At 72.3% G+C, this 23039-nt stretch carries 24 protein-coding genes and 1 pseudogene; 7 read left to right on the forward strand and 18 right to left on the reverse strand.

Annotated elements, in window-relative coordinates:
* Positions 1-196: 196 nt before the first annotated feature.
* Positions 197-865 carry a class I SAM-dependent methyltransferase gene (locus ACQF4J_RS18935; RefSeq protein ID WP_351803068.1) on the forward strand — a complete coding sequence of 223 codons (669 nt, stop codon included), beginning with the start codon at positions 197-199 and terminating at the stop codon, positions 863-865.
* Here ACQF4J_RS18935 and ACQF4J_RS18940 read toward each other — a convergent pair.
* The 4 genes from ACQF4J_RS18940 to ACQF4J_RS18955 form a co-directional block, all read right to left on the reverse strand.
* Positions 858-1925, reverse strand: coding sequence for a hypothetical protein (locus ACQF4J_RS18940; protein WP_351803066.1), 1068 nt, complete (start codon positions 1923-1925; stop codon positions 858-860). The two genes, ACQF4J_RS18935 and ACQF4J_RS18940, sit on opposite strands and share 8 nt — an antisense overlap.
* A gap of 131 nt (positions 1926-2056) precedes the next feature.
* Positions 2057-2995, reverse strand: a complete 939-nt coding sequence (locus ACQF4J_RS18945) for an N-acetylneuraminate synthase family protein (RefSeq protein WP_351580401.1) — start codon at positions 2993-2995, stop codon at positions 2057-2059.
* Positions 2996-3010: 15 nt separating this feature from the next.
* Positions 3011-4276 (reverse strand): N-acylneuraminate cytidylyltransferase, encoded by a 1266-nt coding sequence (locus ACQF4J_RS18950; RefSeq protein WP_351803064.1) that lies wholly within the window; start codon positions 4274-4276, stop codon positions 3011-3013.
* A 137-nt stretch (positions 4277-4413) separates the two neighbouring features.
* A complete protein-coding gene (locus tag ACQF4J_RS18955; RefSeq protein WP_351580407.1) occupies positions 4414-5760 on the reverse strand; it encodes a DUF6716 putative glycosyltransferase in 1347 nt (448 codons plus the stop codon).
* A gap of 198 nt (positions 5761-5958) precedes the next feature.
* Between ACQF4J_RS18955 and ACQF4J_RS18960 the strand changes: the two genes are divergently transcribed.
* Together ACQF4J_RS18960 and ACQF4J_RS18965 are read left to right on the forward strand one after the other, a co-directional pair.
* Positions 5959-6945 carry a glycosyltransferase family 2 protein gene (locus ACQF4J_RS18960; RefSeq protein WP_351580410.1) on the forward strand — a complete coding sequence of 329 codons (987 nt, stop codon included), beginning with the start codon at positions 5959-5961 and terminating at the stop codon, positions 6943-6945.
* Entirely contained in the window at positions 6945-8276 is a 1332-nt protein-coding gene (locus ACQF4J_RS18965; protein ID WP_427166230.1) for an alpha-2,8-polysialyltransferase family protein, read from the forward strand. The genes ACQF4J_RS18960 and ACQF4J_RS18965 overlap by 1 nt, the downstream gene beginning before the upstream one ends.
* Before the next feature lie 106 nt (positions 8277-8382).
* On the opposite strand, the gene ACQF4J_RS18970 is transcribed toward ACQF4J_RS18965, so the two are convergent.
* Positions 8383-9039: a TetR/AcrR family transcriptional regulator gene (locus ACQF4J_RS18970; RefSeq protein WP_351580416.1), complete on the reverse strand. Its 657-nt coding sequence runs from the start codon at positions 9037-9039 to the stop codon at positions 8383-8385.
* A gap of 71 nt (positions 9040-9110) precedes the next feature.
* Between ACQF4J_RS18970 and ACQF4J_RS18975 the strand changes: the two genes are divergently transcribed.
* Positions 9111-10526 (forward strand): FAD-dependent oxidoreductase, encoded by a 1416-nt coding sequence (locus ACQF4J_RS18975; protein WP_427166232.1) that lies wholly within the window; start codon positions 9111-9113, stop codon positions 10524-10526.
* Positions 10527-10530: 4 nt separating this feature from the next.
* Here ACQF4J_RS18975 and leuE read toward each other — a convergent pair whose 3' ends face one another.
* Complete coding sequence (gene leuE / locus ACQF4J_RS18980) at positions 10531-11178, reverse strand: leucine efflux protein LeuE (protein WP_351580422.1); 648 nt, start codon at positions 11176-11178, stop codon at positions 10531-10533.
* Between the two features lie 30 nt (positions 11179-11208).
* Positions 11209-12789 (reverse strand): acyl-CoA mutase large subunit family protein, encoded by a 1581-nt coding sequence (locus tag ACQF4J_RS18985; RefSeq protein WP_351580430.1) that lies wholly within the window; start codon positions 12787-12789, stop codon positions 11209-11211.
* Between the two features lie 233 nt (positions 12790-13022).
* On the opposite strand from ACQF4J_RS18985, the gene ACQF4J_RS18990 reads away from it, so the two are divergent.
* Positions 13023-13835 (forward strand): L,D-transpeptidase family protein, encoded by an 813-nt coding sequence (locus ACQF4J_RS18990; protein ID WP_427166234.1) that lies wholly within the window; start codon positions 13023-13025, stop codon positions 13833-13835.
* Between the two features lie 196 nt (positions 13836-14031).
* Here the strand turns inward: ACQF4J_RS18990 and ACQF4J_RS18995 are convergent, their stop codons facing one another.
* From ACQF4J_RS18995 to ACQF4J_RS19025, 7 genes are all read right to left on the reverse strand, one after another.
* Complete coding sequence (locus tag ACQF4J_RS18995) at positions 14032-15123, reverse strand: hypothetical protein (protein ID WP_427166236.1); 1092 nt, start codon at positions 15121-15123, stop codon at positions 14032-14034.
* Positions 15123-15785, reverse strand: a complete 663-nt coding sequence (locus ACQF4J_RS19000; RefSeq protein ID WP_200701750.1) for an RNA polymerase sigma factor — start codon at positions 15783-15785, stop codon at positions 15123-15125. The genes ACQF4J_RS18995 and ACQF4J_RS19000 overlap by 1 nt, the downstream gene beginning before the upstream one ends.
* A gap of 341 nt (positions 15786-16126) precedes the next feature.
* Positions 16127-16936 carry a hypothetical protein gene (locus ACQF4J_RS19005; protein WP_351562395.1) on the reverse strand — a complete coding sequence of 270 codons (810 nt, stop codon included), beginning with the start codon at positions 16934-16936 and terminating at the stop codon, positions 16127-16129.
* A complete protein-coding gene (locus ACQF4J_RS19010) occupies positions 16929-17093 on the reverse strand; it encodes a hypothetical protein (RefSeq protein WP_351562404.1) in 165 nt (54 codons plus the stop codon). The genes ACQF4J_RS19005 and ACQF4J_RS19010 overlap by 8 nt, the downstream gene beginning before the upstream one ends.
* Positions 17090-17707: an RNA polymerase sigma factor gene (locus ACQF4J_RS19015; RefSeq protein WP_351562407.1), complete on the reverse strand. Its 618-nt coding sequence runs from the start codon at positions 17705-17707 to the stop codon at positions 17090-17092. Before ACQF4J_RS19015 ends, ACQF4J_RS19010 begins: the two co-directional genes overlap by 4 nt.
* A gap of 164 nt (positions 17708-17871) precedes the next feature.
* Positions 17872-18303 carry a hypothetical protein gene (locus ACQF4J_RS19020; RefSeq protein ID WP_351562410.1) on the reverse strand — a complete coding sequence of 144 codons (432 nt, stop codon included), beginning with the start codon at positions 18301-18303 and terminating at the stop codon, positions 17872-17874.
* A gap of 240 nt (positions 18304-18543) precedes the next feature.
* A complete protein-coding gene (locus ACQF4J_RS19025; RefSeq protein WP_427168716.1) occupies positions 18544-18975 on the reverse strand; it encodes a hypothetical protein in 432 nt (143 codons plus the stop codon).
* A gap of 38 nt (positions 18976-19013) precedes the next feature.
* Between ACQF4J_RS19025 and ACQF4J_RS19030 the strand changes: the two are divergent.
* A pseudogene (locus ACQF4J_RS19030) lies at positions 19014-19298 on the forward strand (N-acetylmuramoyl-L-alanine amidase); the annotation flags it as partial.
* Here ACQF4J_RS19030 and ACQF4J_RS19035 read toward each other — a convergent pair.
* Complete coding sequence (locus ACQF4J_RS19035; protein WP_427166238.1) at positions 19291-20763, reverse strand: MFS transporter; 1473 nt, start codon at positions 20761-20763, stop codon at positions 19291-19293. The pseudogene ACQF4J_RS19030 and the gene ACQF4J_RS19035 overlap by 8 nt on opposite strands.
* 48 nt (positions 20764-20811) lie before the next feature.
* On the reverse strand, positions 20812-21207 hold the full coding sequence (locus ACQF4J_RS19040) for a hypothetical protein (RefSeq protein ID WP_351562416.1): 396 nt from the start codon (positions 21205-21207) through the stop codon (positions 20812-20814).
* A 167-nt stretch (positions 21208-21374) separates the two neighbouring features.
* On the opposite strand from ACQF4J_RS19040, the gene ACQF4J_RS19045 reads away from it, so the two are divergent.
* Positions 21375-21836, forward strand: coding sequence for a DUF1877 family protein (locus tag ACQF4J_RS19045; protein WP_351562419.1), 462 nt, complete (start codon positions 21375-21377; stop codon positions 21834-21836).
* 23 nt (positions 21837-21859) lie between these two features.
* On the opposite strand, the gene ACQF4J_RS19050 is transcribed toward ACQF4J_RS19045, so the two are convergent.
* Positions 21860-22426 (reverse strand): hypothetical protein, encoded by a 567-nt coding sequence (locus ACQF4J_RS19050; RefSeq protein WP_351562422.1) that lies wholly within the window; start codon positions 22424-22426, stop codon positions 21860-21862.
* A 105-nt stretch (positions 22427-22531) separates the two neighbouring features.
* Positions 22532-23035, reverse strand: a complete 504-nt coding sequence (locus tag ACQF4J_RS19055) for a hypothetical protein (RefSeq protein ID WP_351562423.1) — start codon at positions 23033-23035, stop codon at positions 22532-22534.
* Positions 23036-23039: the final 4 nt, after the last annotated feature.

The raw sequence follows: 23039 nt of genomic DNA on the forward strand, positions 1-23039 counted from the left end.
GTCTTTTCTCTACGGATACCACGCCCCGCCCCGCGCCGGTGGATCTGTTTCATCTGTCGGACCGTACGACACGGCCGACGCCCCACCGGCAGCCTGCGCGGGGCCGCTGGTGGGGTGGTGGAGTTCGAGGAGATGTCGCGGGACCCTTCCGGCGGTTTCACCCGGCGGTCCCGAGAGCCCGAGTAGGGTCCGCCCCGTGACTTCCGAGATACCGGGTACCCCGGATTTCCTGCACGCCACGCAGACGTCGTACGACGCGATCGCCCGCCCCTACACCGAGCGGTTCGCCGACTGGCTGGGCGACAAACCACTGGACCGGGCGCTGGTGACCTCCTTCGCGGAGCTCGTGCGGGCCAACGGCGCGGAGCCCGTCGCCGACGTCGGCAGCGGTCCGGGGCATGTCACCGCGCGGCTGCACGCGCTCGGGGTCCCGGTGTTCGGGGTGGACCTGTCGCCCCGGATGGTGGCGCTGGCCCGGGAGGCGCATCCCGGGCTGCGGTTCCACGTCGGGTCGATGACGTCGCTGGACCTGCCGGACGAGACCCTGGGCGGGGTGCTCGCCCTCTACTCGGTCATCCACGTGCCGGACGAGCACCTGCCGACGGCCTTCGCCGAGTTCCATCGCGTCCTGGTGCCCGGCGGGCACGTCCTGCTCGGTTTCCAGAGCGGCCAGGAGGACGACCGGATGCGGCTGACGGAGCGGTTCGGGCAGGAGATCTTCCTCGACTACCACTTCCGGGCGCCGGAGGGTGTCGCGGAGCTGCTGGTCAAGACCGGGCTGCGGGTGGAGGCGCGCGTGGTGCGCGAGCCGCTGGAGGAGGAGAAGCGGCCGCGGGCGTACCTGCTGGCGCGGAAGGTCAGCTGAGCGCGGTCACGGCCTGCAGCCGGGTGACGTCCCGGGCGGTGCCGGTCACGCCCGACAGGAAGCCCTGGGCGCGCGGTGAGGCGTGCGCGGTCAGCCAGGCGGGGTCGATGTCGCAGACGGCGACCCGGACCTCGGTGCCGGCCAGGGCCAGGGGCAGGGTGTGGACGACGGTGGAGGGAAAACTGAGGATCGTACGGCCGACCGGGCCACGCCGGGCGATCAGCTCCAGCGGGAGGTCGGGCCGGACTATCTCCAGGCCCGTCTCGACCGCGAGCCGGTGCAGCTTGTCGGTGCTCTCGCGGCGGTGGGCGAAGTAGCGGGTGGCGCCGTGGGCCTTGGCCAGGGTGCGGACCGCGTCCAGGTAGCGCTCGCCGTCGACGACGCCGGTCTCCACCAGCGAGGTGCCCACCATGTCGGCGCCCTTGGTGATGCGGGGCGGGCCGAAGCGGAAGCGGGTCCAGGAGAAGTCGTTGGCGTGGACGGTGACGCCGGCCGGGGTCTCGTCCATCGGCATGGAGGAGAAGATCTCCACCTGTCGCCCGGTGCCCGGGGTGAGGCGGCGACGGGCCCGGGCGGAGATCGGAGCGAAGACCAGGTCCCGGGCGCCGGGGCGGCCGCCCTTGCGGTGCCAGCGCACGAGCCGCTCGCCGCGGGCCAGCTGGGCGACGAACTCCATGGTCGCCGTGCCGTCGTCGACGACGACCAGATGCCGGGCCCGGGTGATGGTCAGCAGGAGCTGTACGTAGCGGGAGAACGGGTCGCCCAGCACGACCCGTCCGGCGCGGCGCAGCAGGCCGGCCAGGCCGCCGACGGTCTGGAAGGGGGCCGCCGGGCCGCCCCGGGCCTCCTCCCAGCGGACGGTGTGGCCCTCCTCGCGGGCGAGCTCGGCCATGCGGCGCAGCTGGCCGCGGGTCATGGGGTCGGTCGGGGCGAGGACGACGAGGGTGAGCACCGCGCCGGGCGCGTGGGCGTGCGCCCATTCCAGCACGTTCAGGAGCTGTACCGGACTCTCGACGAACGCGAGGGTGTGGGGGCCGGTCTTCCCGGCGCGGGGGCTCATCGACGACGACCGTCCCGTCGTAGGGCGCTGATGAGGCGCTGGAAGTCAGAGGGCGCGGGCGCGGGGCGCGCGCGGAAGCTGCGAGTCCGAGCGCTCCCGCTCGGGGCGCCCGGACTCGGTGTGCTCGGAACTCAGACGGCGACCGGCTCGCCCGCCGCCGCGGCGATCTCCGCCTCGGCGACCGCGCCGGCGACGCGGCGCAGCTTCTTCATCGGGCCGAGCTCGGAGTCGTAGACCTTCTTGACGCCGTCGCCGAGGGAGGACTCGATGACGCGGATGTCACGCACCAGGCGCTCCAGGCCCTGCGGCTCGACGGAGGCGGCCTGGTCGGAGCCCCACATCGCGCGGTCGAGGGTGATGTGGCGCTCGACGAAGACGGCGCCGAGGGCGACGGCGGCCAGCGTGGTCTGCAGGCCGGTCTCGTGGCCGGAGTAGCCGATCGGGACGTTCGGGAACTCCTTCTCCAGCGTGTTGATGACGCGGAGGTTGAGCTCCTCGGCCTTCGCCGGGTAGGTCGAGGTGGCGTGGCACATCAGGATGTTGTCGCTGCCGAGGACCTCGACCGCGTGGCGGATCTGCTTCGGCGTCGACATGCCGGTGGAGAGGATGACCGAGCGGCCGGTGGAGCGCAGGGCGCGCAGCAGCTCGTCGTCGGTCAGGGAGGCGGAGGCCACCTTGTGGGCGGGGAGGTCGAACTTCTCCAGGAAGGCGACGGCCTCGGTGTCCCACGGGGAGGCGAACCAGTCGATCCCCTTCTCCTTGCAGTACTCGTCGATCTGGCGGTACTCGTCCTCACCGAACTCCACGCGGTGGCGGTAGTCGATGTAGGTCATCCGGCCCCAGGGGGTGTCGCGCTCGATGTCCCACTGGTCGCGCGGGGTGCAGATCTCGGGGGTGCGCTTCTGGAACTTCACGGCGTCGCAGCCGGCCGCGGCGGCCACGTCGATCAGCTTGAAGGCGTTCTCCAGCTCGCCGTTGTGGTTGATGCCGATCTCGCCACAGACGTAGACCGGGTGGCCGGGGCCGACCTCGCGCGAGCCGAACTGGCGCAGACGGGAGTTGGTGCTCATGGCTGTGAACTTTCCTTACTTGTCGAGGGAGTCGAGAGAGGGGCCGAGGATCCAGCTGGCGATCTCTCGGATCGCGCCGTCGCCACCGGGGACGGTGGTGACCGCACGGGCGGCGCCGCGTACCACGTCGTGGGCGCTCGCGACCGCCACGGGCCAGCCCACGAGGGCGAAGCACGGGAGGTCGTTGACGTCGTTGCCGACGTAGAGCACGCGCTCGGGCGCGATGCCCTGCTCCTCGCACCACTGCTTGAGTGCGAGGTCCTTCCGGTCGATGCCGTGCAGGACCGGGATCTTGAGCTTCCGGGCCCGGGCGGCGACGACCGGGTTCTGCTCCGTGGAGAGGATCAGCATGTCCAGGCCGCTCTTGCGCAGGGCGGCGATGCCGAGCCCGTCCCCGCGGTGCACGGAGACGAACTCCTTTCCATCGGCGTCGATCAGCACCCTGTCGTCGGTCTGGGTGCCGTCGAAGTCCAGTACGACCGCGTCGATGTCGTCGGCGGTCGGCAGCGAACCGGGGCGGTCCGCGTCGAAGAGGGGGGCCAGCGCGCGGGCGCGGGCGAGGTCGTGCGGGTCGTCGATCTCCAGCACCCGGGCGGGGTCGGTGCGGACCAGTTCGGTGCGGCCGAAGAAGCGGTGCTGGTGCTTGCGGAAGCCCGGCGCGTCCATGGCGTAGGCGGCGCCGGTCTCCAGCAGGTCCTGGGGGCGGTCCTGGCGGCGCGGGCGGTAGGACTTGTCGTGGTTGACGCCGAAGCCGCCGCCGGTGGCCGCGTCGGCCTCCGTGACGGTGCCGGGGGCGATCTCGTCCTCGGCGTCGCGCCAGATGAACCCGTGGAAGGGGGCGACGGTGACGGCGGTGTCCGCGCCGTTCTCCGCGACCGCGCCGGCCACTCCGTCGATGTCCTCGCGGACGATGAACGGGCTGGTGCACTGCACGAGCAGCACCACGTCGACGGCCGCCCCGTGCAGGGCCTCGTGGGCGTCCATGGCGTGCAGGACGGCGGCCTCGGAGGTGGCGGTGTCGCCGGCGATGGCCGCGGGGCGCAGCACGACCTCGGCGCCGGCCTCGCGGGCCGCGGCGGCGATGGCGTGGTCGTCGGTGGAGACCACGACGTCGGTCACCAGGCGGGTCGCCCGGCACTCGCGCACGGCCCGCGACACCAGCGGCACACCGCCGACGGGGGCGAGATTCTTCGCGGGCACACCCTTGGAGCCGCCGCGCGCGGGGATCACCGCGAGCACCCGGCGCACGGAAGCACCTTGGCCCGCTTGCGGGTTGGACATGGGTTGCACTCCTTGCGCAGGGTTCGCTGAGGTCTGATGGGCGGCGAAGCCGCCCTTTAGGGGCGCGGGGAACTGCGCGACAAGCCCCGACGGCGCCGCACCCGCCCGAGAATCCGATCCGGCACCCCCGATGGCGCTCACAGCTCCCCCATCCGCCGGATGACGGGCGCCACCCGCTGCACCCCGTGCCGGTAGGCACCCCGCGCCGCCCGGCGCACGATCTGCCGGACCGGCCCGGGCTCCTTGTCGTGGGCGGGGGCGCCGGGCAGCGGGGCGCCGTCGGGGCCGAGGTGGTGGCGGGCGAGGATGCCGGGCAGGTAGCCGGGCGCGGTCGCCGGCGTGTAGTACGGGGCCAGAGGCGCCAACCCGCCCGGCTGCGCGAGGAGCTTGGCGATGCGTTCGCGGGCCGCGTCGAAGGCGGTGGCGTACGTGCCGTCCACGGCGACGCCCTGGCGGGCCACCCACTCCTCGTCCGGCACCGGCCGGTGCCCGGCGTCGAGCCGGTCCCAGGAGGCGAGGCAGCCGGAGCCGACGAAGTGGTGGTTGCCCAGCACCTCGCGGATGCCGAGGTCGGTCAGAATCACCGTCGGGATGCGGCGGTGCAGGGACTCCAGGGCCGCCGTCGAGCTGATGGTGACCAGCAGGTCGGTGCGGTCCAGGACCTCGCCCATGTTGCCGTACACCAGGCGGAAGTTGGCCGGCGGATCGAGCCGCTGGACCAGCTTCTGGTACGGCAACTCCTCGATGTGCGTGGTGTGTTCACCCGGCCGGGAGCGCAGCTTGAGCAGCACCTCGCGCTCGGGGTGCAGCCGGGCGTGCCGGATCAGCCGGTCGAGCAGGTAGACGCGGTCCCTGCGGTTGTCCGGGACGGACGGCTGGACCGCGAACACCACGGTGTACGGGTCGTGTTCACCTTCGTAGGCCGCTCCGCCGAGGAACGGCAGCGCCACCTCGGTCACCGACGAGGCGTCGGCGCCCACCCCCTCGTACACGGCCCGGAAACGCTCCGCGTCCTGGCGGGAGTTGGCGAGGACGAGGTCCGCGCCGTGCCGCAGCAGCAGGCCGTCGGCGAGCTTCTCGTAGACGACGCCGACGTAGCCGGTGACGACCACGGGACGCGAACCGCGTTCGGCCCAGGCGCGCTTGAGCCCGTGCAGCATCGCCTGCACGCCGCCGCCAACGAGGGCGAGGACGAGGACGTCGTACTCCTCCTCCGCCATGGCGCGCAGGAACTCGACGGACGTGACCTCCCGGAGGGAGTCGGCGGTGACGCCCACCTCCGCCAGCTGGCGCGCGGTCGGGGTGGCCCGCCCGCGCAGCAGGAAGCCGCTCAGCTCGAAGCCGACTTGCGCGTCCTCGCGCTCGGCGGCTTCCATGGACGGGCCCGGAGCGATACGGGCCGCGGTCAACGCACCCCATTTCCAGCGGGTGTCGGAGTCCGCGAGCACGGCGATTCGCGTGGGCTTCGAGGTACTTGATGGCACGTCGAAGACGCTAGGAAGCAATTCCTAGGTATGCGCCAACCTCATCTGGCCAAAAAGTTAACAACACCCCGCCGAGAGCCGAACTGGCCCGCGGATTCGTGGGAAGTACAGGGGGTGCACCGATCCGACACATTGAGTTCACCCAGTGTAAAGACACCGGAAAGTTGACCTGTCGGGCCGACTCCTAGGCTTCCGTTCGTGCCCAAGCTTTCCGTGATCGTGCCGTTCTACAACGTGCAGCAATACGCCCCCGACACCCTGAGAAGCCTGCGTTTGAACGCACGGCCGGATTTCGAGTTCGTGCTGGTCGACGACCATTCGAAGGACGAAACTCCGGCCATTCTCGAACGGGCGGCCGAGGAGCTTTCCGAGGTCGCGCAGGTGCGTTATATCCGCCATGAGAAGAACGGTGGCCTTGCCACCGCCCGCAACACCGGACTGGACGCCGCACAGGGCGAGTACCTCACCTTCCTGGACGGCGACGACTGGCTGGCGCCCGGCTACTTCAGCCAACTCGTGGCCGCGATAGAGGGGTTGGGCTGCGACTTCGTACGCACCGACCATGTCCAGGCCACCGCCCGCGCGCGTTCGATCAGCCGGGTGCCGATCGGGCGCCGCTGGGAGGTGTTCGACCCGCGCCGGGCGATCCTGCCGGCCGACCGCTCGACGTCGGTGGACTACGCCTTCGCCTGGGCGGGCGCCTACCACCGCAGGCTCCTCGACAAGGGCCTGCTGCACTTCACGGACGGCCTGCGCACGGCCGAGGACCGGCCCTGGATCTGGAAACTGCACCGCGAGGCCGAGTCGTTCGCCGTCGTGAGCCTGCTCGGCGTGTTCTACCGGCGCGGGGTCGCCTCCTCGCTGACCCAGATCGGCGACGTCCGCCAACTGGACTTCATCCGCGCCTTCGACCAGGTCATCGAGGAGACCCGGCAGGACCCGGACGCCGACCGGCTGCTGCCGAAGGCCGTGCGTACGTACTGCGCGATCATCGCCCACCACGTCTCGGACGAGGAGAAGTGGGAGCCGTCGGTGTACCGGCAGTTGCGGGCGAGGAGCGCGGCCGCCATCCAGCGCCTGCCGCAGGACATGCTCGGTGACGTGCTCGAGACCATGGACCTGCACCGCTCCTCCAAGTTGCGGCGGCTGCGGCGCCGGATCACGACAGCGAAGGCGGCTGCCTGATGCCCCGTACCACGCGTATCTACTGCGTCTCGACGCTCTACGGCGCCGCCACCCTGGCCGCCGCGATCGACTCCGACTGCTTCGAGGACGAGGACCGCAGCCTGCTGCTGGTCTTCAACAACTCGGCGACCCCGGAGACGACACCGCCCGTCGACGAGATGCCGGGCTTCGAGCCGCTGCGCGCGCACTTCGACGAGGTGCTGTCCTGGAACGAGGCCATCAGCCCCTTCCACCCCGGCGCCTGGGTTCCCCGCGCGGACGACGTGCCGCTCTTCGAGCGCTATCTGCGCCTGCTGTGGGGCCTGGGCGACGACCGGGTGGAGCTGGTGGTGGAGTCCATCCAGGTCGCCCCGGCCCTGACGGTGGCCCAGCTGTTCACCGACGCCCCGGTGCACGTGTACGCCGACGGCCTGATGAGCTACGGCCCCACCCGCAACAAGATCGACCCACTGGTCGGTACGCGGGTGCGCCGACTGCTCCACCTGGACCTGGTGCCGGGCCTCACCCCGCGGCTGCTGACCGAGTTCGACGTGCCCGCGGAGGTGGTGCCGACCGGGGCGTTCCTGAAGGCGCTGGGCGAACTCACCGCGTCCGTCGCGGACCTGCCGGTGCTGCCGGACGACTCGGCGCTGCTGCTGGGCCAGTACCTGTCCGCGCTGGGCATCCTCTCCCCCGAGGAGGAGGAGGACCTGCACGTGCGGATGATGCGCGGGGCGGTCGAGCGCGGCCACCGGGCGATCGTCTTCAAGCCGCACCCCACCGCGCCGGCCCGCTACAGCCGCGCCCTGGAGGCCGAGGCCGGAAAGCTGGGCGTCGACCTCACCGTCCTCGACGTGCCGGTCCTCGCCGAGGTGCTGTTCGAGAAGTTCCCGCCCGCCCTGGTCGTCGGGTGCTTCTCCACCGCCCTGTTCACGGCGTCCGCGTTCTACGGCCTCACGGTCGCCCGCGTGGGCACCGAGATGCTCCTGGACCGCCTCACGCCGTTCCAGAACAGCAACCGCGTCCCGGTCGTCCTGGCCGACGCGCTGATCGCCGACCTGGCGGGCCGCAAGAGCGAGGCGCCGGTCGACTCCGGCAGCCTGGACGGCCTGCTGGACGCTCTCAGCTACACCATGCAGTCCCAGATCCACCCGAGCCTGCGTCCGCAGGCGGAACGGTACCTCTCCAAGCAGCTCACCCCGCGCACCAAGCGGTACTTCCGGCGCCGGCGGCTCACCTCGCTCGGTCTGCCGGGCGGCATTCCGGAGCGCCTCGCCTTCATCCCCCGCAACTCCACGGCACGGCGGGTGGTGCGGCGGGCACGGGCCTTGAAGAAGGCCGTGGGGCGCTGAGCGCTTCCCGCTGTGGGGGAACGTCACGACGGGTCGCTGCTCGGGTGGGGCGTCGTCGTGGTTGATCGCGCAGTTCCCCGCGCCCCTTCGGGGGCGCCGGGTGCTGTCAGCCGGAGGGTGTGGTGTGGCGTGCCTCGACTCCGGCGATGATCAGGGCCAGGCCCTCCTCGAAGTGGCGGTCGTAGTCCTCGAAGATCTCCGCGCCCGCCGCGGCCGACAGCGGGAAGTCGGCCAGCAGCCGGGCCCGTTCCGTCACGTCGTAGCCCTCGCGGCGCTCGCCGGGCAGCGGCCGCACGCCTTGTTCCTCGGTGACGAAGCCGATGGTGTACGCGTACGCGGTCGCGTTGGCCCGCACCGCCTCGGCGAGGCCGAACCCCGCGGCCGTGAACAGGCGCAGGTTCTCCTCCATCTCGCGCGCGTGGTCCGTGCCGGTGAAGCGTGAGCCGCTGTACACCTTCGCCCCGTCCCGGTAGCCGAGCAGCGCGGCGCGCAGGCCGCGGTTGGCCTTCAGCATCCGCTCCTGCCAGGTGTCGCCCGGGTCGAGGGCGGCACCGGCGACCATCCGGCGGTACATCAGCGTCGCCATCTCGTCCAGCAGCGCCTGCTTGTCCTTGAAGTGCCAGTACAGGGCGGGCGCCTTGACGTCGAGTTCCCTGGCGATGACGCGCAGGGACAGGCCTTCCAGGCCGACCTCGTTCAGCAGCCGCAGGGCGGTGTCGGCGACCCGCTCACGGTCGAGGGGCGCGCGTTTCTCCGTACTCACACTTGACACCTTAACAGCGTTAAGGGCACGCTCGTGCCCAACGGCACTTAACAGCGTTAAGGAGATGACTCATGCGGACGACGGACGTGGTGATCGTGGGCGCCGGCCCGACCGGGCTCGCCCTCGGCGTCGACCTCGCGCGGCGGGGCGTGGACGCCGTGGTCGTGGAGAAGGCGGACGGACTCTTCCCGGGCTCGCGCGGCAAGGGCCTCCAGCCGCGCACCATGGAGGTCCTGGAGGACCTCGGGGTGCTGGACGCGATCCTCGCGGCCGGCGGCCGCTACCCGGTCGGCATGATCTGGCGGGACGGTGAACGGGTCGGCGAGCACCGGATGTTCGACCCGGAGGAGGTGAAGGAGGCCACCGGGGACTCGGCGTTCACCGAGCCGTGGATGGTGCCGCAGTGGCGGACGCAGAAGATCCTGTTCGCGCGGCTGGAGGAGCTGGGCGGCCGGGTGGAGTTCGGCCGGGAGGCCGTCGGCCTCGACCAGGACGAGGACGGCGTGACCGTGCGCTTCGCCGCCGGCCCGGACCTGCGCGCCCGGTACGCGGTCGCCGCCGACGGCGGCCGCTCGGCCGTACGGCGCGCGCTCGGCGTCGGGATGACCGGTGAGACGGTCGACCCGAACCCGGTCCTCGTCGCGGACGTCACCGTCGGCGGCCTGGACCGCGACCACTGGCATCTCTTCCCGCCGGCCACGGAGGACGGCGGCGACGGCTTCCTGGCGATCTGCCCGCTCGCGGGCACCGAGGAGTTCCAGCTCGTCGCCCAGTTCCCGGAGGGCACCGCGGTCGACGTCTCCACGGAAGGCGTCCGCAAGGTCGCCGCCGCCCGCTCGCACCTCGCGCCCGAGGACATCACCGAGGTGCGCTGGGCCTCGGACTTCCGCCCCCGGATGGCCCTCGCCGACCGCTTCCGACAGGGCAGGGTCTTCCTCGCCGGAGACGCGGCCCACGTCCACACGCCCGCCGGCGGCCAGGGCCTGAACACCAGCGTCCAGGACGCCTACAACCTCGGCTGGAAGCTGGGCGCGGTGCTCACCGGGAACGCCCCGGCCGCCCTGCTCGACACCTACGAGGAGGAACGGTGCCCGATCGCGGCGGCCATGCTGGGGCTCACGGCCGGCGTCCACCGGGGCGAGGTGCGGCGCGGGGCGGCGACGGTGCAACTGAGCCTGGGCTACCGGGAGTCGAGCCTCGCGCAGGACACCCGGGCGGCGCGGGCCCCGCTGCGGGCCGGGGACCGCGCGCCGGACGGGACACTCGACGGCGTACGGCTCCACGACACCTTCCGCGGACCGCACTGGACGCTGGTCGCGGTGGGCGTGGCGGCGCCGAAGGTGCCGGACGCCGTCCGGATTGCCGTCGGCGAGGACCAGCCGGCGTACGGCAAGGGGCTGTTCCTGGTACGGCCGGACGGATACGTCGGCTGGGCGGGCGACACGGAGGCCGGACTGGCCGGCTACCTCGCGCGCGTCGGCCTGTGAGGCCTCACGCGCTCGCCAGCGACAGCTTCACCGCGAAGCCGAGGAACAGCATCCCCGCGGCCGAGGTGGCCGTCGCCGAGAGCCGCTTGCGCCGGCGGAAGGCGGCGGCGAGCTTCGTGCCGCCGAATATCAGCGCGGTGAGGTAAAGGAAGCTGGCGAGCTGCGCGAAGGCGCCGAGGACGACGAAGGACAGCGCCGGATAGGCGTACCCGGGGTCGACGAACTGTACGAAGAAGGCGACGAAGAACAGGATCGCCTTGGGGTTGAAGAGGCTGACGACGAGGGCGCGGCGGTAGGGCCGCTCGTCGGTGACGGCCGGTTCGTCCTCCCGCGGCACGGGTGACCGCCGCGTGCGCCACATCCCCCACGCGGCCCGCATCATCCCGACCGCGAGCCACGTCAGATAGCCGGCACCGGCGTACTTCACGATCCCGAACAGCAGGGCGTTGGCCTGCAGCAGCGAGGCGACCCCGGCGGCGGACAGGGTCATGAGCACGGTGTCCCCGCACCACACGCCGGCCGCGGCGGTGTACCCGGCCCGCACCCCGCGCCGGGCGGCGACGGACAGCACGTACAGCGAGTTGGGGCCGGGCAGCAGGACGATCAGGACGAGACCGGCCAGATAGGTGGGGAGATCGATGACGCCGAACATGAGAAGGAGTGTCGCACGCGGGTCCGACACTCAGAAGGCGTCGCTGGGGACGTACGTCCCCCACACCTCGCGCAGGGCGTTGCAGACCTCGCCGACCGTGGCGCGGGCCTTGAGGGCGTCCTTCATCGGGTACAGGACGTTGTCCTCGCCCTCGGCGGCCTTCTTCAGAGCCGCGAGGGCGGTGTCCACCGCCTGCTGGTCGCGCTCGGCACGCAGCTTCGCCAGGCGCTCGGCCTGCTGGGCCTCGATGGCCGGGTCGACGCGGAGGGGCTCGTACGGCTCCTCCTCGTCGAGCTGGAAGCGGTTGACTCCGACGACCACCCGCTCGCCGGAGTCGGTCTCCTGGGCGATGCGGTAGGCGCTGCGCTCGATCTCGGACTTCTGGAAGCCGTGCTCGATGGCGGAGACCGCGCCGCCGAGGTCCTCGACCTTCCGCATCAGCTCGACCGTCGCGGCCTCGACGTCGTCGGTCATCTTCTCGATGACGTAGGACCCGGCGAAGGGGTCGACCGTCGCGGTCACGTCCGTCTCGTACGCCAGCACCTGCTGGGTGCGCAGCGCCAGGCGCGCGGACTTGTCCGTCGGCAGGGCGATCGCCTCGTCGAAGGAGTTGGTGTGCAGGGACTGCGTACCGCCGAGCACGGCGGCCAGGCCCTGCACCGCGACGCGGACCAGGTTGACCTCCGGCTGCTGGGCCGTCAGCTGCACCCCGGCCGTCTGCGTGTGGAAGCGCAGCATCAGCGACTTGGGGTTCTTCGCACCGAACTCCTCGCGCATGACCCGTGCCCAGATCCGCCTGGCCGCACGGAACTTGGCGACCTCTTCGAGGATCGTCGTACGCGCGACGAAGAAGAAGGACAGACGCGGGGCGAAGTCGTCGACGTCCATGCCGGCCGCGACCGCCGTACGGACGTACTCGATGCCGTCCGCGAGCGTGAAGGCGATCTCCTGCGCGGGGGACGCGCCGGCCTCCGCCATGTGGTAGCCGGAGATCGAGATCGTGTTCCACTTCGGGATCTCGGCCTTGCAGTACTTGAAGATGTCGGCGATCAGGCGCAGCGAGGGCTTCGGCGGGAAGATGTACGTCCCGCGCGCGATGTACTCCTTCAGCACGTCGTTCTGGATCGTGCCGGTCAGCTTGTCGGCCCCGACGCCCTGCTCCTCCGCGACCAGTTGGTACAGGAGCAGCAGCAGCGACGCGGGCGCGTTGATCGTCATCGACGTCGAGACCTTGTCCAGCGGGATCCCGCCGAACAGCACCCGCATGTCGTCGATCGAGTCGATCGCCACGCCCACCTTGCCGACCTCGCCGTGCGCGATCGGCGCGTCGGAGTCGTGGCCCATCTGGGTCGGCAGGTCGAAGGCGACCGACAGACCCATCGTGCCGTTGGCGATCAGCTGCTTGTAGCGGGCGTTGGACTCCGTCGCCGTACCGAAGCCCGCGTACTGGCGCATCGTCCAGGGGCGGCCGGTGTACATCGACGGGTACACCCCGCGCGTGAACGGGTATCCGCCCGGCTCCCCCAGCTTCTCAGCCGGGTCCCAGCCGTTGAGGCTCTGAGGCCCGTAGACCGGCTCGATGGGCAGTCCGGACTCCGACTCGCGCGCCATGGTGTGATGCCTCCCGCTGTTACTCGCCAGTACCGGACCGACCCTCCTGCGGACTGTAGCGGGGCGCGTGCAGCCGGTGGAGGGGGGTTCCCTGGGACCTTACTCACAGCCTTCGTGCGGTCCCGGTCACAACAATGCCGCGCCGTTCGCGACCCGTCACCCGCGGGCAGCATGTCAGGTGACATAGGTGCTCGACGGTGAGACGGGCGGGGGTCGTGTTGCGTACTTGGGGCATGGGGAGATCGACGGCCGCCGCGGCGGCGCTCGCGGCCCTGGCGGCGGTCTGCGGCTGCACCGTGCAGGGCACGGACGGCAAGGTGCACTCGCCTGTGCACATCGAGCTGCCCGGCAGCGCCGCCCCCTCGACGAAGGCCGAGGACAAGCCCACCACGTCGGCTCCGTCCCGGACCGGGGCCGGCGTCCTGTGGTCCCGCGGCGACTCCGGGGACGACGTCCGCGAGCTGCAGGCCCGGCTGCGGCAGGTCGACTGGCTCTTCGACGGGCCGACCGGGCAGTACGACGACCTGACCGAGGAAGCGGTCAAGGGCTTCCAGGGCAAGCGCGGGCTGCCGAGGACCGGCCAGACGGACACCGTCACCTGGCAGCGGCTGCTGAGGATGACGCACGAGCCGGGCAAGTGGGAGCTGTACCTGATGGGCGGCCAGCCCGCCGGCCCGCCCGACCCACGGTGCCTGACCGGGCGGGTGCTGTGCATCGACAAGACGACCCGCACCCTGCGCTGGATGATCGACGGGCGCACGGTGTCGGAGATGTCGGTCCGCTTCGGCGCCGTCGGCACGCCCACCCGCGAGGGCGTCTTCCACGTGTACTGGAAGTCGCGCCACCACTTCTCGACGCTGTACGACTCCCCGATGCCCTACGCGATGTTCTTCAGCGGGGGCCAGGCGGTGCACTTCTCCTACGACTTCGCGGCCCGCGGTTACGCCGGCGGCTCGCACGGCTGTGTCAACGTCCGGGACGAGGCGGCGATCGCAAGCCTGTACGCGCAGGTGCGGGACGGCGACAAGGTCGTCGTGTACCGATGAGCGGGAGATGTGCGGGGCGCGGGCGGGACCGGGGGAACGTGTCCCGCCCGCGCCGAGTGCACGAGCCGTAGGTACGGGGGGAACCCCGGCTCTGTGCGACGGCCGATGACCAGTCGGCTCACTCAGTACTGCGGCGGAGGGGCCGAAAACGTTACTGGCCGGCCGAAGAAATATCTTCCGGGTGCGAACCAGCAGCTCAGGGCTGGTTCGGCAGGTTCAGGGCGGTGTAGCTCGGCTCCGGTGAGGGCGTCGGGGCCCGCGTCGTGAGCAGGTGCCCCGGCAGCGCGGGGGTCGCGGACGTGGCGGTGTCGTCGCCCTTGCGGCCGCCGCCGGGGCCGTTGCCGCCGGGGCCTATGTGGCCGTCGTCGTCACCGCCCTTGCCGCCGCCGTTCTGATTGCCCCGGCCGCCGTGCCCGTTGCCGTTGCCGTTGCCCGAGCCGCCCTTGCCCTTGCCCTTCCCGTTGCCTTTACCGCCGTTGCCGCCGTCGTCCTTGCCGCCGCCGTGGCCCTTGCCGTCCCCGAACGCGCCGGGGGTGCCGGCGAGGACGTTCCTGCAGTACTTCAGGACGCGGTCGGGCGAGTAGCCGCCGGCCGCGTTCTCCAGGGCCTGCCTGCGGTCGCCCGTCAGTTCCCTGCCCCGCAGCGCGTCGCGGCAGGCCGACGGGGCCTGCCGCCGCCACCAGCCGCCGTCCTCGGCGCCGGGCGTGGCCGACGGCCGGTGGCCGGGCGTGTTCCCCGGGGTGGCCGGGCCGCCGCCGGTGGAGCCGTCCGGCGAGGGCTTGCCCGCCAGACCGTGCGGTGACGACGAGACCAGGGGGCTGGGGGTCGCGGGGGCCGTGACCGAGGCGGCGGGGCCGGGGTCGCCGCCGAACGGCGTCGGCAGGACTCCGCTTGTCACCGCGTACGCGACTCCGCCGACCATGCCGGCCGCCAGTACGGCCGTCAGGACGAAGCGCGCGGAACGGCCCCGGCGGGCGCGCCGGCCGTCCGGGACGGGGCCGCCGATGCGGACGAGCCCGGCGTCGGAGGCGTGGGCGCCGGCGCGATGGCCGGCGTCGGACCGCTCGGCGGGCGCGTCCTCGCGCGCCGCGCGGAAAGCGGCCAGCGCGGCGGCCTCGCCGGGGAGTTCCGCGCCGGTCGGCGGGGGTTCGGCGGTGAGCGCCTCAAGGGTCTTCGCGAGCCGTTCGGCCTGGTCACGGGCGGCGGCGTCGACAGCTTCCAGTGACTCGCCGCGCAGCAGAGCCTCCGCTGTCGCACGGTCCAGCCACGTGTACTGCTCGTCGGCCATCACAAGTCCTTCTGCGTCCGCGCGCGCATATGCGTCACACTCGCGGACGTCACCGCGCGGCCGCGCGGTTCTCGCTGGGGCGGCATTCCGTCGAGGCCGCCGGCCGATTCCGGATCCTGGCCGAGCAGCTCGGCGAGTCGTTTCAGTCCGCGGTGCGCCGCGGTGCGCACGGCGCCCGGGCGCTTGCCGAGCGTCTCGGCCGCGGTCTTGGCGTCGAGGCCGACGACCACGCGCAGCACGACGGCCTCGGCCTGGTCCTGCGGCAGCCGCGCGATCAGGGAGAGGGTGTGGTCGGTGGCCAGGGCCTCCATGGCCTCGCCCGCGGTGTCGGACTCGGCGGGCTTGCCGGTCAGCTCGGTCTCGTCACCGCCGATGGCGGGACGGCGGCCGCGCATCCGTATGTGGTCCAGGGCGCGGTTGCGGGCGATGCGGGCCGCCCAGCCGCGGAAGCGGTCCGCGTCGCCGGTGAACCGGTCCAGGTCACGGGCTATCTGCAGCCAGGCCTCGGAGGCGACGTCCTCCGCGTCCGGGTCGCCGACGAGGGTGCGGACGTACCCGAGCAGGCGTGGGTGCACGGTTCGGTACACAGTCCGGAACGCGGTCTCGTCCCCGTCCTGCGCCGCAAGCACCGCGGCGGTCAGCTCCGCGTCGTCCCCCAGCACCCGTTTGTTCCTCAGTCGAAGGGTCGGCCGTTGGTCACGGCGTCGAGGCCGCCGTCGAGGGGCGATCATCCGACATCCGAGTCCGGCGCGAAAGGCACGTTACGACCTGAAACCGCTGCTCGTCCATGTCCGTACAAGGTGCAACCACCTTGTGATGCGGCGGAACGCATGCGGGGTGTGACAGAAACCGCACTCACGGCGCTGTAGGGAGTACGGGCCGCGCGGCCCGACCGCGCGACGGCCGGGGCCTCTCCTGTGGGGGGTGGCGGCCCCGGCCGTTGCTTCGGTGCCGAGGTCGGTGCCGGTGGGCGGGGCGGGCCCGGGCTCGCGGTCCGGTGGGGCTAGTTGTTCTTTGCGGCGTTGCCGTCGGCCGCCGTGTTCCCCGTGCTCCCGGAGTTGCCGGAACCGCCGGAGTTGCCGGAACCCCCGGAGTTGGCGGAGTTGCCGGTGCCGCCGGAGTTGGCGGAGTCGGTCGCGGCGGTGTTCTTCGGGGTCTTCGGCGTCTTCGTCTTCTCGGACTTGCCCGTGTCCGGTCCGAGCCGCTGGGCGCAGTACGCGGCGACGTTGCGCTCGCCGCCCGCGTCCGCGATCAGCCGCTGCCACGCGGTCGAGGACAGCGCCTTGCCGTTGCCGCCCACGCTCTCGTAGGCCCGGCAGTGGGCGTCGAGGTCCTTCGCCGTCTCCGGGTGGTGCGAGGCGCCGGCCGCGCCGGGCGCGGTGGAGCCGTCGGAGGGTGTGGCCGCGGGCGCGTTGGTGGTGGCGGACGGCAGGCCCTGCCGCCGGTCGTCGTGGTGGGCGTGGGAGGAACCGGCGGTGCCGATCGCCGCGTAGGCGGCGCCGCTGAGGGTGAGGCCGCCCAGGATCAGGGCGAGGGTGGCCCTCAGGGAACGGCGTGTGCGCCGCTGCCCACTGGGCCGCCAGTCGTCCCGGCGCCGGGTCCGCGCGCGGTGCGCGCCGGCGTCACGGGCCTCCCGGAACGCGGCCACGGCGCGCTGCTCGGCCTCGGTGTCGAGGGCGCCGGAGCGCATGGCGCCGACGAGCAGCGACTCCAGCCGTTGGCCGCCGGCCCACTCCTCGGAGCCCGGCACCGCGTCGCCCGGGTGCACGTGCCGACGGCCGTGCCCACTGCCGTCGCCCTGCCGTTCACCCATGTCCGTATCCATCCGTGTCCGACGACCCACCGCTGTCCGGCAGCCGGCGGTCGTCGTCGTCCGTCCCGCTGCCGTCGGCGGCTCTGCCGCCCTCCGTGTCCCGGCCCGCGCCGGCTCCCACGCCGTTGTTGACGTGTCCGCCTCGGTTGCCGTTCATTTCGACTCACCCAGCGTCCTGGGGTCCTCATTCGTCACACCCGTGCCGCCGAGCCGGGCGGCCAGACGCTTCAGACCCCGGTGCGCGGCGGTGCGCACGGCGCCCGGGCGCTTGCCGAGGACGCGGGCCGCGGCGGGCCCGTCGAGGCCGACGACGACCCGCAGCAGCACGGCCTCCGCCTGGTCCCGGGGCAGGCTGCGGACCAGCTCCAGCGCACGCTCGGTGGACAGCGCCTCCAGGGCCTGGTCATGGGTGGTGTACCGGCCGGGCAGCTCCAGTACGTCCTGTTCCAGCGCCGAGGACCGGGGCCGTACCTTCTGCCGTCGCAGATGGTCCAGGGCGCGGTGCCGGGCGATGGTCGCCGTCCAGCCGCGGAAGCCCTGGCCGTCGCCCTGGAACCTGCCGAGGTCCCGGGCGATCTCCAGCCAGGCGTCGGAGGCCACGTCCTCGGCGTCGTCGCCGACGATCCCGCGGAGGTAGCCGAGCAGTCCGGGCTGCACGATCCGGTACGCGACCGCGAACGCGGCCTCGTCGCCTTCCTGGGCCCGCGCGACGGCCGCGCCCAGCTCCGCGTCGTACGCCTGTACGCGGCGGGGTTCCCGTCCCTGGCCCAACAACTGTCCTCGTTCGTACGAGTGCGAAGCGGGCCCTCGCGGGCCCGGCCGTGCGCCACCTCCGTCCGTGCGCACGCCTTCACGGTCAACAGCGCCACGCGTCACAGAAGTGTCACAGCGCATCGGTCTTCCCGGGCGTGTCGGGCCCGGAGGAGGGCGTGCGGTCAGGCGGCGACCCGCCGTGCGCGTCCGTGCAGTTTCAGGTAGAAGAGCTGGAGCGATTCCTCGGGGGCGCCCGTGTCGAAGCGGTTGCGGACCTTGCCGAGGGGGTTCCAGACCCGTCCGTCCGGCATGCGGACGGCCACCGGCTGGCCGAAGTACGCCCGCTGGGACGCGTCGCAGTCCACCCAGACAGCGCCCGCGCGCCGGACGAGCACCTCGCCGACGTAGGCGCCGAGGGCGACCAGCGTGCCCCGGGCCCGTTCCGGATCAGCGCCGCCCTTGCGCAGACCGTCGACCATGAAGTCGACGACCCGCAGGCTGCGCTCGGAGTAGTCCAGCGGCAGCCGGTTGCGCGCGGTGACGTGGGCGACGAAGGCGGCCGCACGGGCCCGCATCTCCTCGGCGCGCGGTTCGCGTGCGCGGTCTTCTGCCATGAGCCGGTTCCCCCTCCAGATCGACGCTCCCGGCTCACCCAGCGGCCGGCGCCCCCGGAACATCACGGGGTTCGAGGGTGTCGATCGCCACAAAAGAAAATGGCGGGCGCGTACAACCTTTTCGCCCGGTGATGTTCGGCCAGAGCCCCGCGCTGGGTCAGTGTCCGCCTGCGGTGACAGGCGTGACGGCCATGAACCTTCTCTAGGGGTGGGGTAGTTGAGTCCTCGTAGTACGCGTGCCTACAGACCGCTGAGCCTGCGGCGACGGGCGTGGCTGACGCTCGGTGTGGTGGTCCTGGGCGGAGCGGGCGTGGTGTCGTACGCCGTCGCCAGTCCGTCCTCCGGTGACTCGGGCGGGCAGGCCGAGCGGCCGGTGCGGGTGTACGACCTCGCGCTGAGGAGCGGCGCGAACGGCGGGCGCGAGCTGCCGCGGACCGGGACGAAGCAGTTCTCGATGCTCGGCGTCTCCTGGCAGGGCGCGGGCGCGCGGCTGCACGCGACGGCCCAGGTGCGCACCCACAGCGTCGAGACCGGCGAGTGGACCGGCTGGCGGGACCTGGAGGCGAACGCCGACCCGCTGGAGGATCCGCGGGCCCGTGCCGCCGCGCGCGGCGCCTCCGAGCCGCTGTGGGTCGGCCCGTCCGACGGCGTGCAGGTCCAGGTGGTCCGCAAGGACGGCACCGCCGGTCCCGGCCTGCCCAAGGACCTGCGAGTCGTACTCCAGCGGTTCCAAGGGCGCGAGCCTGACCTGGACGTTCACCGGCCGCTCGGCGTCCTGGGTGGTCTCCCGGGCGTCCAGTTCCGGGCAGGCGTACGTGTACGTCGACGGCGTCAAGGTCACCACGGTCGACCTGAAGTCGTCGACGACCCTGTACCGCCAGGCGGTCTGGACGAAGACCTGGTCGTCCAGCGCCAAGCACACCGTGAAGATCGTGGTGGTCGGCACCAGCGGCCGCCCGACGGTCACGACGGACGGCCTGGTCTACGTCAAGTAGCCGTGTCCACCGGTTCGGGCGTCCGCTCCTGCGCACCCTGCAGGACGGGCGCCCGGTCCGCGTTCACGACGACTCCGGCGATCAGCGCGGCCAGCAGCAGCGCCCCCATGGCCCACCAGGTGGCGACGTTGAAGCCGTGCACGGTCGCCTCCGCCTGCAGCGCCCGCCGGTTCACCCCCGGCCCCGCGTGCGCCGTCAGATAGCGCGCGGTCACGCTCGCCGCGATCGTGTTCAGCAGCGCCGTACCGATCGAACCGCCCACCTGCTGGGCGGTGTTGAAGGTCGCCGAGGCGGCGCCGGAGTCGCGCGGCGCGACACTTCCGGTGGCCAGCGACACGGACGTCATCATCGCCGTGCCCATGCCGAGGCCGAGCATCAGCATGGCGGGCAGCACATGCGAGGCGTAGGCCGGCTCGGTGCCCACCTGCGCGATGATCGCCAGCGCGCCGGCGGCCAGCAGCAGACCGGGGACCATCAGCGTCCGCGGCGGAACCCGGTTCAGGAGCCGGGCCGCGACCTGGGTGGAGCCGGTGATCATGCCGACGGTGATGGGCAGGTAGGCGAGACCGGTCTTGACCGGCGAGTACCCGAGCACGCCCTGCATGTAGTACGTCAGGAAGAGGAAGACGCCGAACATGCCGATCGTGGTGAGCAGCACGGTCAGGAACGCGCCGATCCGCTGCCGGTCCCGCACCACCGACATCGGCAGCAGCGGCACCCGCGCCCGCGTCTGCCACCAGCCGAACACGGCGAGCAGGACGACGCCGGCCACGAGCAGCCCGACGACCAGGCCGTCCCTCCAGCCCCTCGACTCCGCCTCGGAGAAGCCGTAGACGAGCGAGAGCATCCCGGCCGAGCCGAGCAGCGCACCGGGCACGTCCAGGCGGGCGTCGGGGTGGCGTTCGCCCGGTGCGAGCAGGGCCAGCGCGCCGAAGAAGGCGACCAGGGCGATGGGGATGTTGACGTACAGGCACCAGCGCCAGTTCAGGTACTGGGTGAGGAAGCCGCCCGCGAGCAGCCCGACCGCGGCGCCGGCGCCGATGATCGCGCCGAAGATGCCGAAGGCCTTGCCCCGGTCCTTGGGGTCGGTGAAGGTCGTCGCGAGCAGCGACAGGGCGGACGGCGCGAGCAGCGCGGCGAACACGCCCTGCAGGGCGCGGGCCCCGAAGAGCATCCCCTGGCCGGCGGCGGCCCCGCCGAGCGCGGAGGCGGCGGCGAAGCCGAGCAGCCCGACCACGAAGGTGTTGCGGCGGCCGACCAGGTCGGCGACGCGGCCACCGAGCAGCAGCAGCCCGCCGAAGGCGAGGGTGTAGGCGGTGATCACCCACTGCCGGTTGCCGTCCGACATGCCCAGATCGGCCTGGGCGGACGGCAGTGCGATGTTCACGATGGTCATGTCGAGGACGACCATCAACTGGGCGAGCGCGATGACGACCAGCGCCCACCAACGGCGGTTGTCAGCCATGTCCCCATCGTGCTCCGCGCCCCGCCCTTTTGGGAACGGTCGCGTCTCTTATTGCGGTGTTTTTGCCGCCGTGGCCTCCCGGCACAACAGGCGCAGCGACCCGTCGCCGTGGAAGCAGCAGCGGGCCTCGTCGATCGGATCCCACAACCGGCCGTCCGGGGTCCTGATCCAGTGTTCGCCACCGCTCGCCCACCACTCGGCGCCGGTCTCCCTGACGACGACCTCGCCGGCGTAGGCCCCGAAGCCGCGCAGCGTCTTGTCCACGGCTGCGTACGGCACGTCCTCCCGGCGTATCTCCTCGATCATCCGGTCGACGCGCCACAGACTCTGTGCCGAGTAGTCGAGGCGCAGCCGCGCCCCCTCCCGCATCGCCGCCACCGTGTCCGCCGCCCACCGGACGGGCTTCGTCGCCGCGTTCGGCCTGGTCTCCTGGAAGGTAGTCACATACACAGGAGCGGGCCTGGCGTGTCCTGCGTCACGCCGAATCGGGGGATCCCGCGAGACCGGCGCAGGACCGCCCCACCTCCGCCGCACGACGGTCACAGACCTCCCTCACCTGGGAGGTTTGCCCCGGAGTGACGTCTGGGCACCCGTATGCGCTCCACTGACTGATGAGCATGTACTTCCATCTGCGCGCGGTGCCGCCCCCGGCGCTGCGCAACAGCGCGAACTGGATGCGACGGCTGTTCGAGGACGACTGGAACGCCGTACGCGAACGCATCGGCCGGCACCGCGAAGAGGTGCTGGACAAGAGCTATCTGGACCACGACCTCCTCTACGCCGGCGCTCCGGTGGTCCTGGGGGGCAGACCGGTGAACCATCCCCTTCCCGACAACCCGCCGTTCCTGATGCTGACGGCCGCCCAGGTGGGCCGGGTGGCCATGTTCCTGGCGTCGGCCGACTTCGAGGAGCTGTGGCAGCCTGCCCGCGAGGCACTCCTGCCGGAGCACATCGACAGCGATCTGGAGGACGAGCTGCACACGGTCTTCGCGGCGACGCACCGCGACCTGACGGCGTTCTACAGCCGGACCGCGGAGTACGGCGACGCGGTGGTGAAGTGCCTGCTGTGCTGAGGGACGCCCGCCGGGCCGCGGCCCTACCGCAGGCGGGCCCTCCGTGACACGACCGCCCGCAGCACCCGCCGCCCCTCGACCGACACCTCCAGCGCCCGCCGCAGCCCCGCCGCGCCGTGCCCCGCGAGGACCTCGAGCACGGTCACCTGCCGCCGCAGCTCCGCGGCGACCAGCGGTGACATGCCCTCGGTGCGCCCTTCCCGGCGGGCGTCGACGGAAGCCTGCTCGTCCTCCAGGGGATCGAGCAGCCGGTGTATCTGCAGCGCGGCGACGGAGCACGCGTCGGCCCAGATCCGCACCTCCGCCGCCGACGGGTCGACCGGCGCGGCCGCAAGCATCCGCCGGGCCAGCAGCGCCGCCTCGTCCTCCGTGGACCCCGCGTACTCCTCGGCCCCGGCGAGCTTCCCGCGCACCTGTTCCAGCAGTTCACCCCAGTCGGCGGCGTCACCGGCGTCGGAGAGGCTCGCCCACAGGGGGCGCAGCACCTCGTCGTCGCCGCCCAGGAGCGGCACGCACCGGTCCAAACAAGCCAACCCACTGGCGGCCAGTCCGCGCTCGTCGGCCTGAGCGATCAACTCCACCAGGCTCATCCACGCCTCCCTCTGCGGGCCCGCTGCAGGTCTCGCAAGGCTTCACGGGCACCTTCCTTAACGGAGCCCGCACTTCCCCTTACTGCGTGCGACGGCTCGGGAGTGTCACAGCGGCACCACGCCGAGGCGGTCGAGCAAGCGGAAGAAGAGGTTTTCGGCCAACGGATCGGGGTCGGCGGTCAGCACCTCGGCCAGAGCCTCGGCGTCGGCTTCGCGGCCCGCCTCCGCGGCCCAGGCGACGGCCCGCTCGGCGGCGTCCCGCGGGTCCAGGAAGTAGTCCTCCAGCGTGAGCCCCTCCGCCCCGCCGAGGTGTCCGGCCATCGCGGACCGGGCCAGACACGTGGTCCACGCCCCGCTCTCGGGCGCCGCCGCCTCGACGACCACGCAGTCGCTGTTCATCACGTATCCGAACAGCGCGGGCGCGCCGGTCTGCGCGGCGAGGACGTTCATGTTGCCCACCTCGCCGTCCCCGCTCGGCACCTCCCAGACCTGCCAGCCGCCGGCCGCCTCGGCCCGCGGCTCCATGGCCTCCTTGACGCCGGCCAGCGCGTCGAGCTCGGCGAGTGGCCGCTCGCCGCGCCCCACGACGAAGTACCCCCAGTAGCCCATGTCC

This window comes from Streptomyces sp. C1-1 (assembly GCF_050214755.1).
Lineage (GTDB): Bacteria > Actinomycetota > Actinomycetes > Streptomycetales > Streptomycetaceae > Streptomyces.

Coding starts and splice junctions, on each gene's coding strand:
- ACQF4J_RS19055 (WP_351562423.1), bottom strand. CDS start 23,035: ATGGGCTACTGGGGGTACTTCGTCGTGGGGCGCGGCGAGCGGCCACTC.
- ACQF4J_RS19050 (WP_351562422.1), bottom strand. CDS start 22,426: ATGAGCCTGGTGGAGTTGATCGCTCAGGCCGACGAGCGCGGACTGGCC.
- ACQF4J_RS18940 (WP_351803066.1), bottom strand. CDS start 1,925: ATGAGCCCCCGCGCCGGGAAGACCGGCCCCCACACCCTCGCGTTCGTC.
- ACQF4J_RS18950 (WP_351803064.1), bottom strand. CDS start 4,276: ATGTCCAACCCGCAAGCGGGCCAAGGTGCTTCCGTGCGCCGGGTGCTC.
- ACQF4J_RS19035 (WP_427166238.1), bottom strand. CDS start 20,763: ATGGCTGACAACCGCCGTTGGTGGGCGCTGGTCGTCATCGCGCTCGCC.
- ACQF4J_RS18975 (WP_427166232.1), top strand. CDS start 9,111: ATGCGGACGACGGACGTGGTGATCGTGGGCGCCGGCCCGACCGGGCTC.
- leuE (WP_351580422.1), bottom strand. CDS start 11,178: ATGTTCGGCGTCATCGATCTCCCCACCTATCTGGCCGGTCTCGTCCTG.
- ACQF4J_RS19045 (WP_351562419.1), top strand. CDS start 21,375: ATGAGCATGTACTTCCATCTGCGCGCGGTGCCGCCCCCGGCGCTGCGC.
- ACQF4J_RS18945 (WP_351580401.1), bottom strand. CDS start 2,995: ATGAGCACCAACTCCCGTCTGCGCCAGTTCGGCTCGCGCGAGGTCGGC.
- ACQF4J_RS18965 (WP_427166230.1), top strand. CDS start 6,945: ATGCCCCGTACCACGCGTATCTACTGCGTCTCGACGCTCTACGGCGCC.
- ACQF4J_RS18985 (WP_351580430.1), bottom strand. CDS start 12,789: ATGGCGCGCGAGTCGGAGTCCGGACTGCCCATCGAGCCGGTCTACGGG.
- ACQF4J_RS18995 (WP_427166236.1), bottom strand. CDS start 15,123: ATGGCCGACGAGCAGTACACGTGGCTGGACCGTGCGACAGCGGAGGCT.
- ACQF4J_RS18990 (WP_427166234.1), top strand. CDS start 13,023: ATGGGGAGATCGACGGCCGCCGCGGCGGCGCTCGCGGCCCTGGCGGCG.
- ACQF4J_RS19010 (WP_351562404.1), bottom strand. CDS start 17,093: ATGAACGGCAACCGAGGCGGACACGTCAACAACGGCGTGGGAGCCGGC.
- ACQF4J_RS19020 (WP_351562410.1), bottom strand. CDS start 18,303: ATGGCAGAAGACCGCGCACGCGAACCGCGCGCCGAGGAGATGCGGGCC.
- ACQF4J_RS19005 (WP_351562395.1), bottom strand. CDS start 16,936: ATGGGTGAACGGCAGGGCGACGGCAGTGGGCACGGCCGTCGGCACGTG.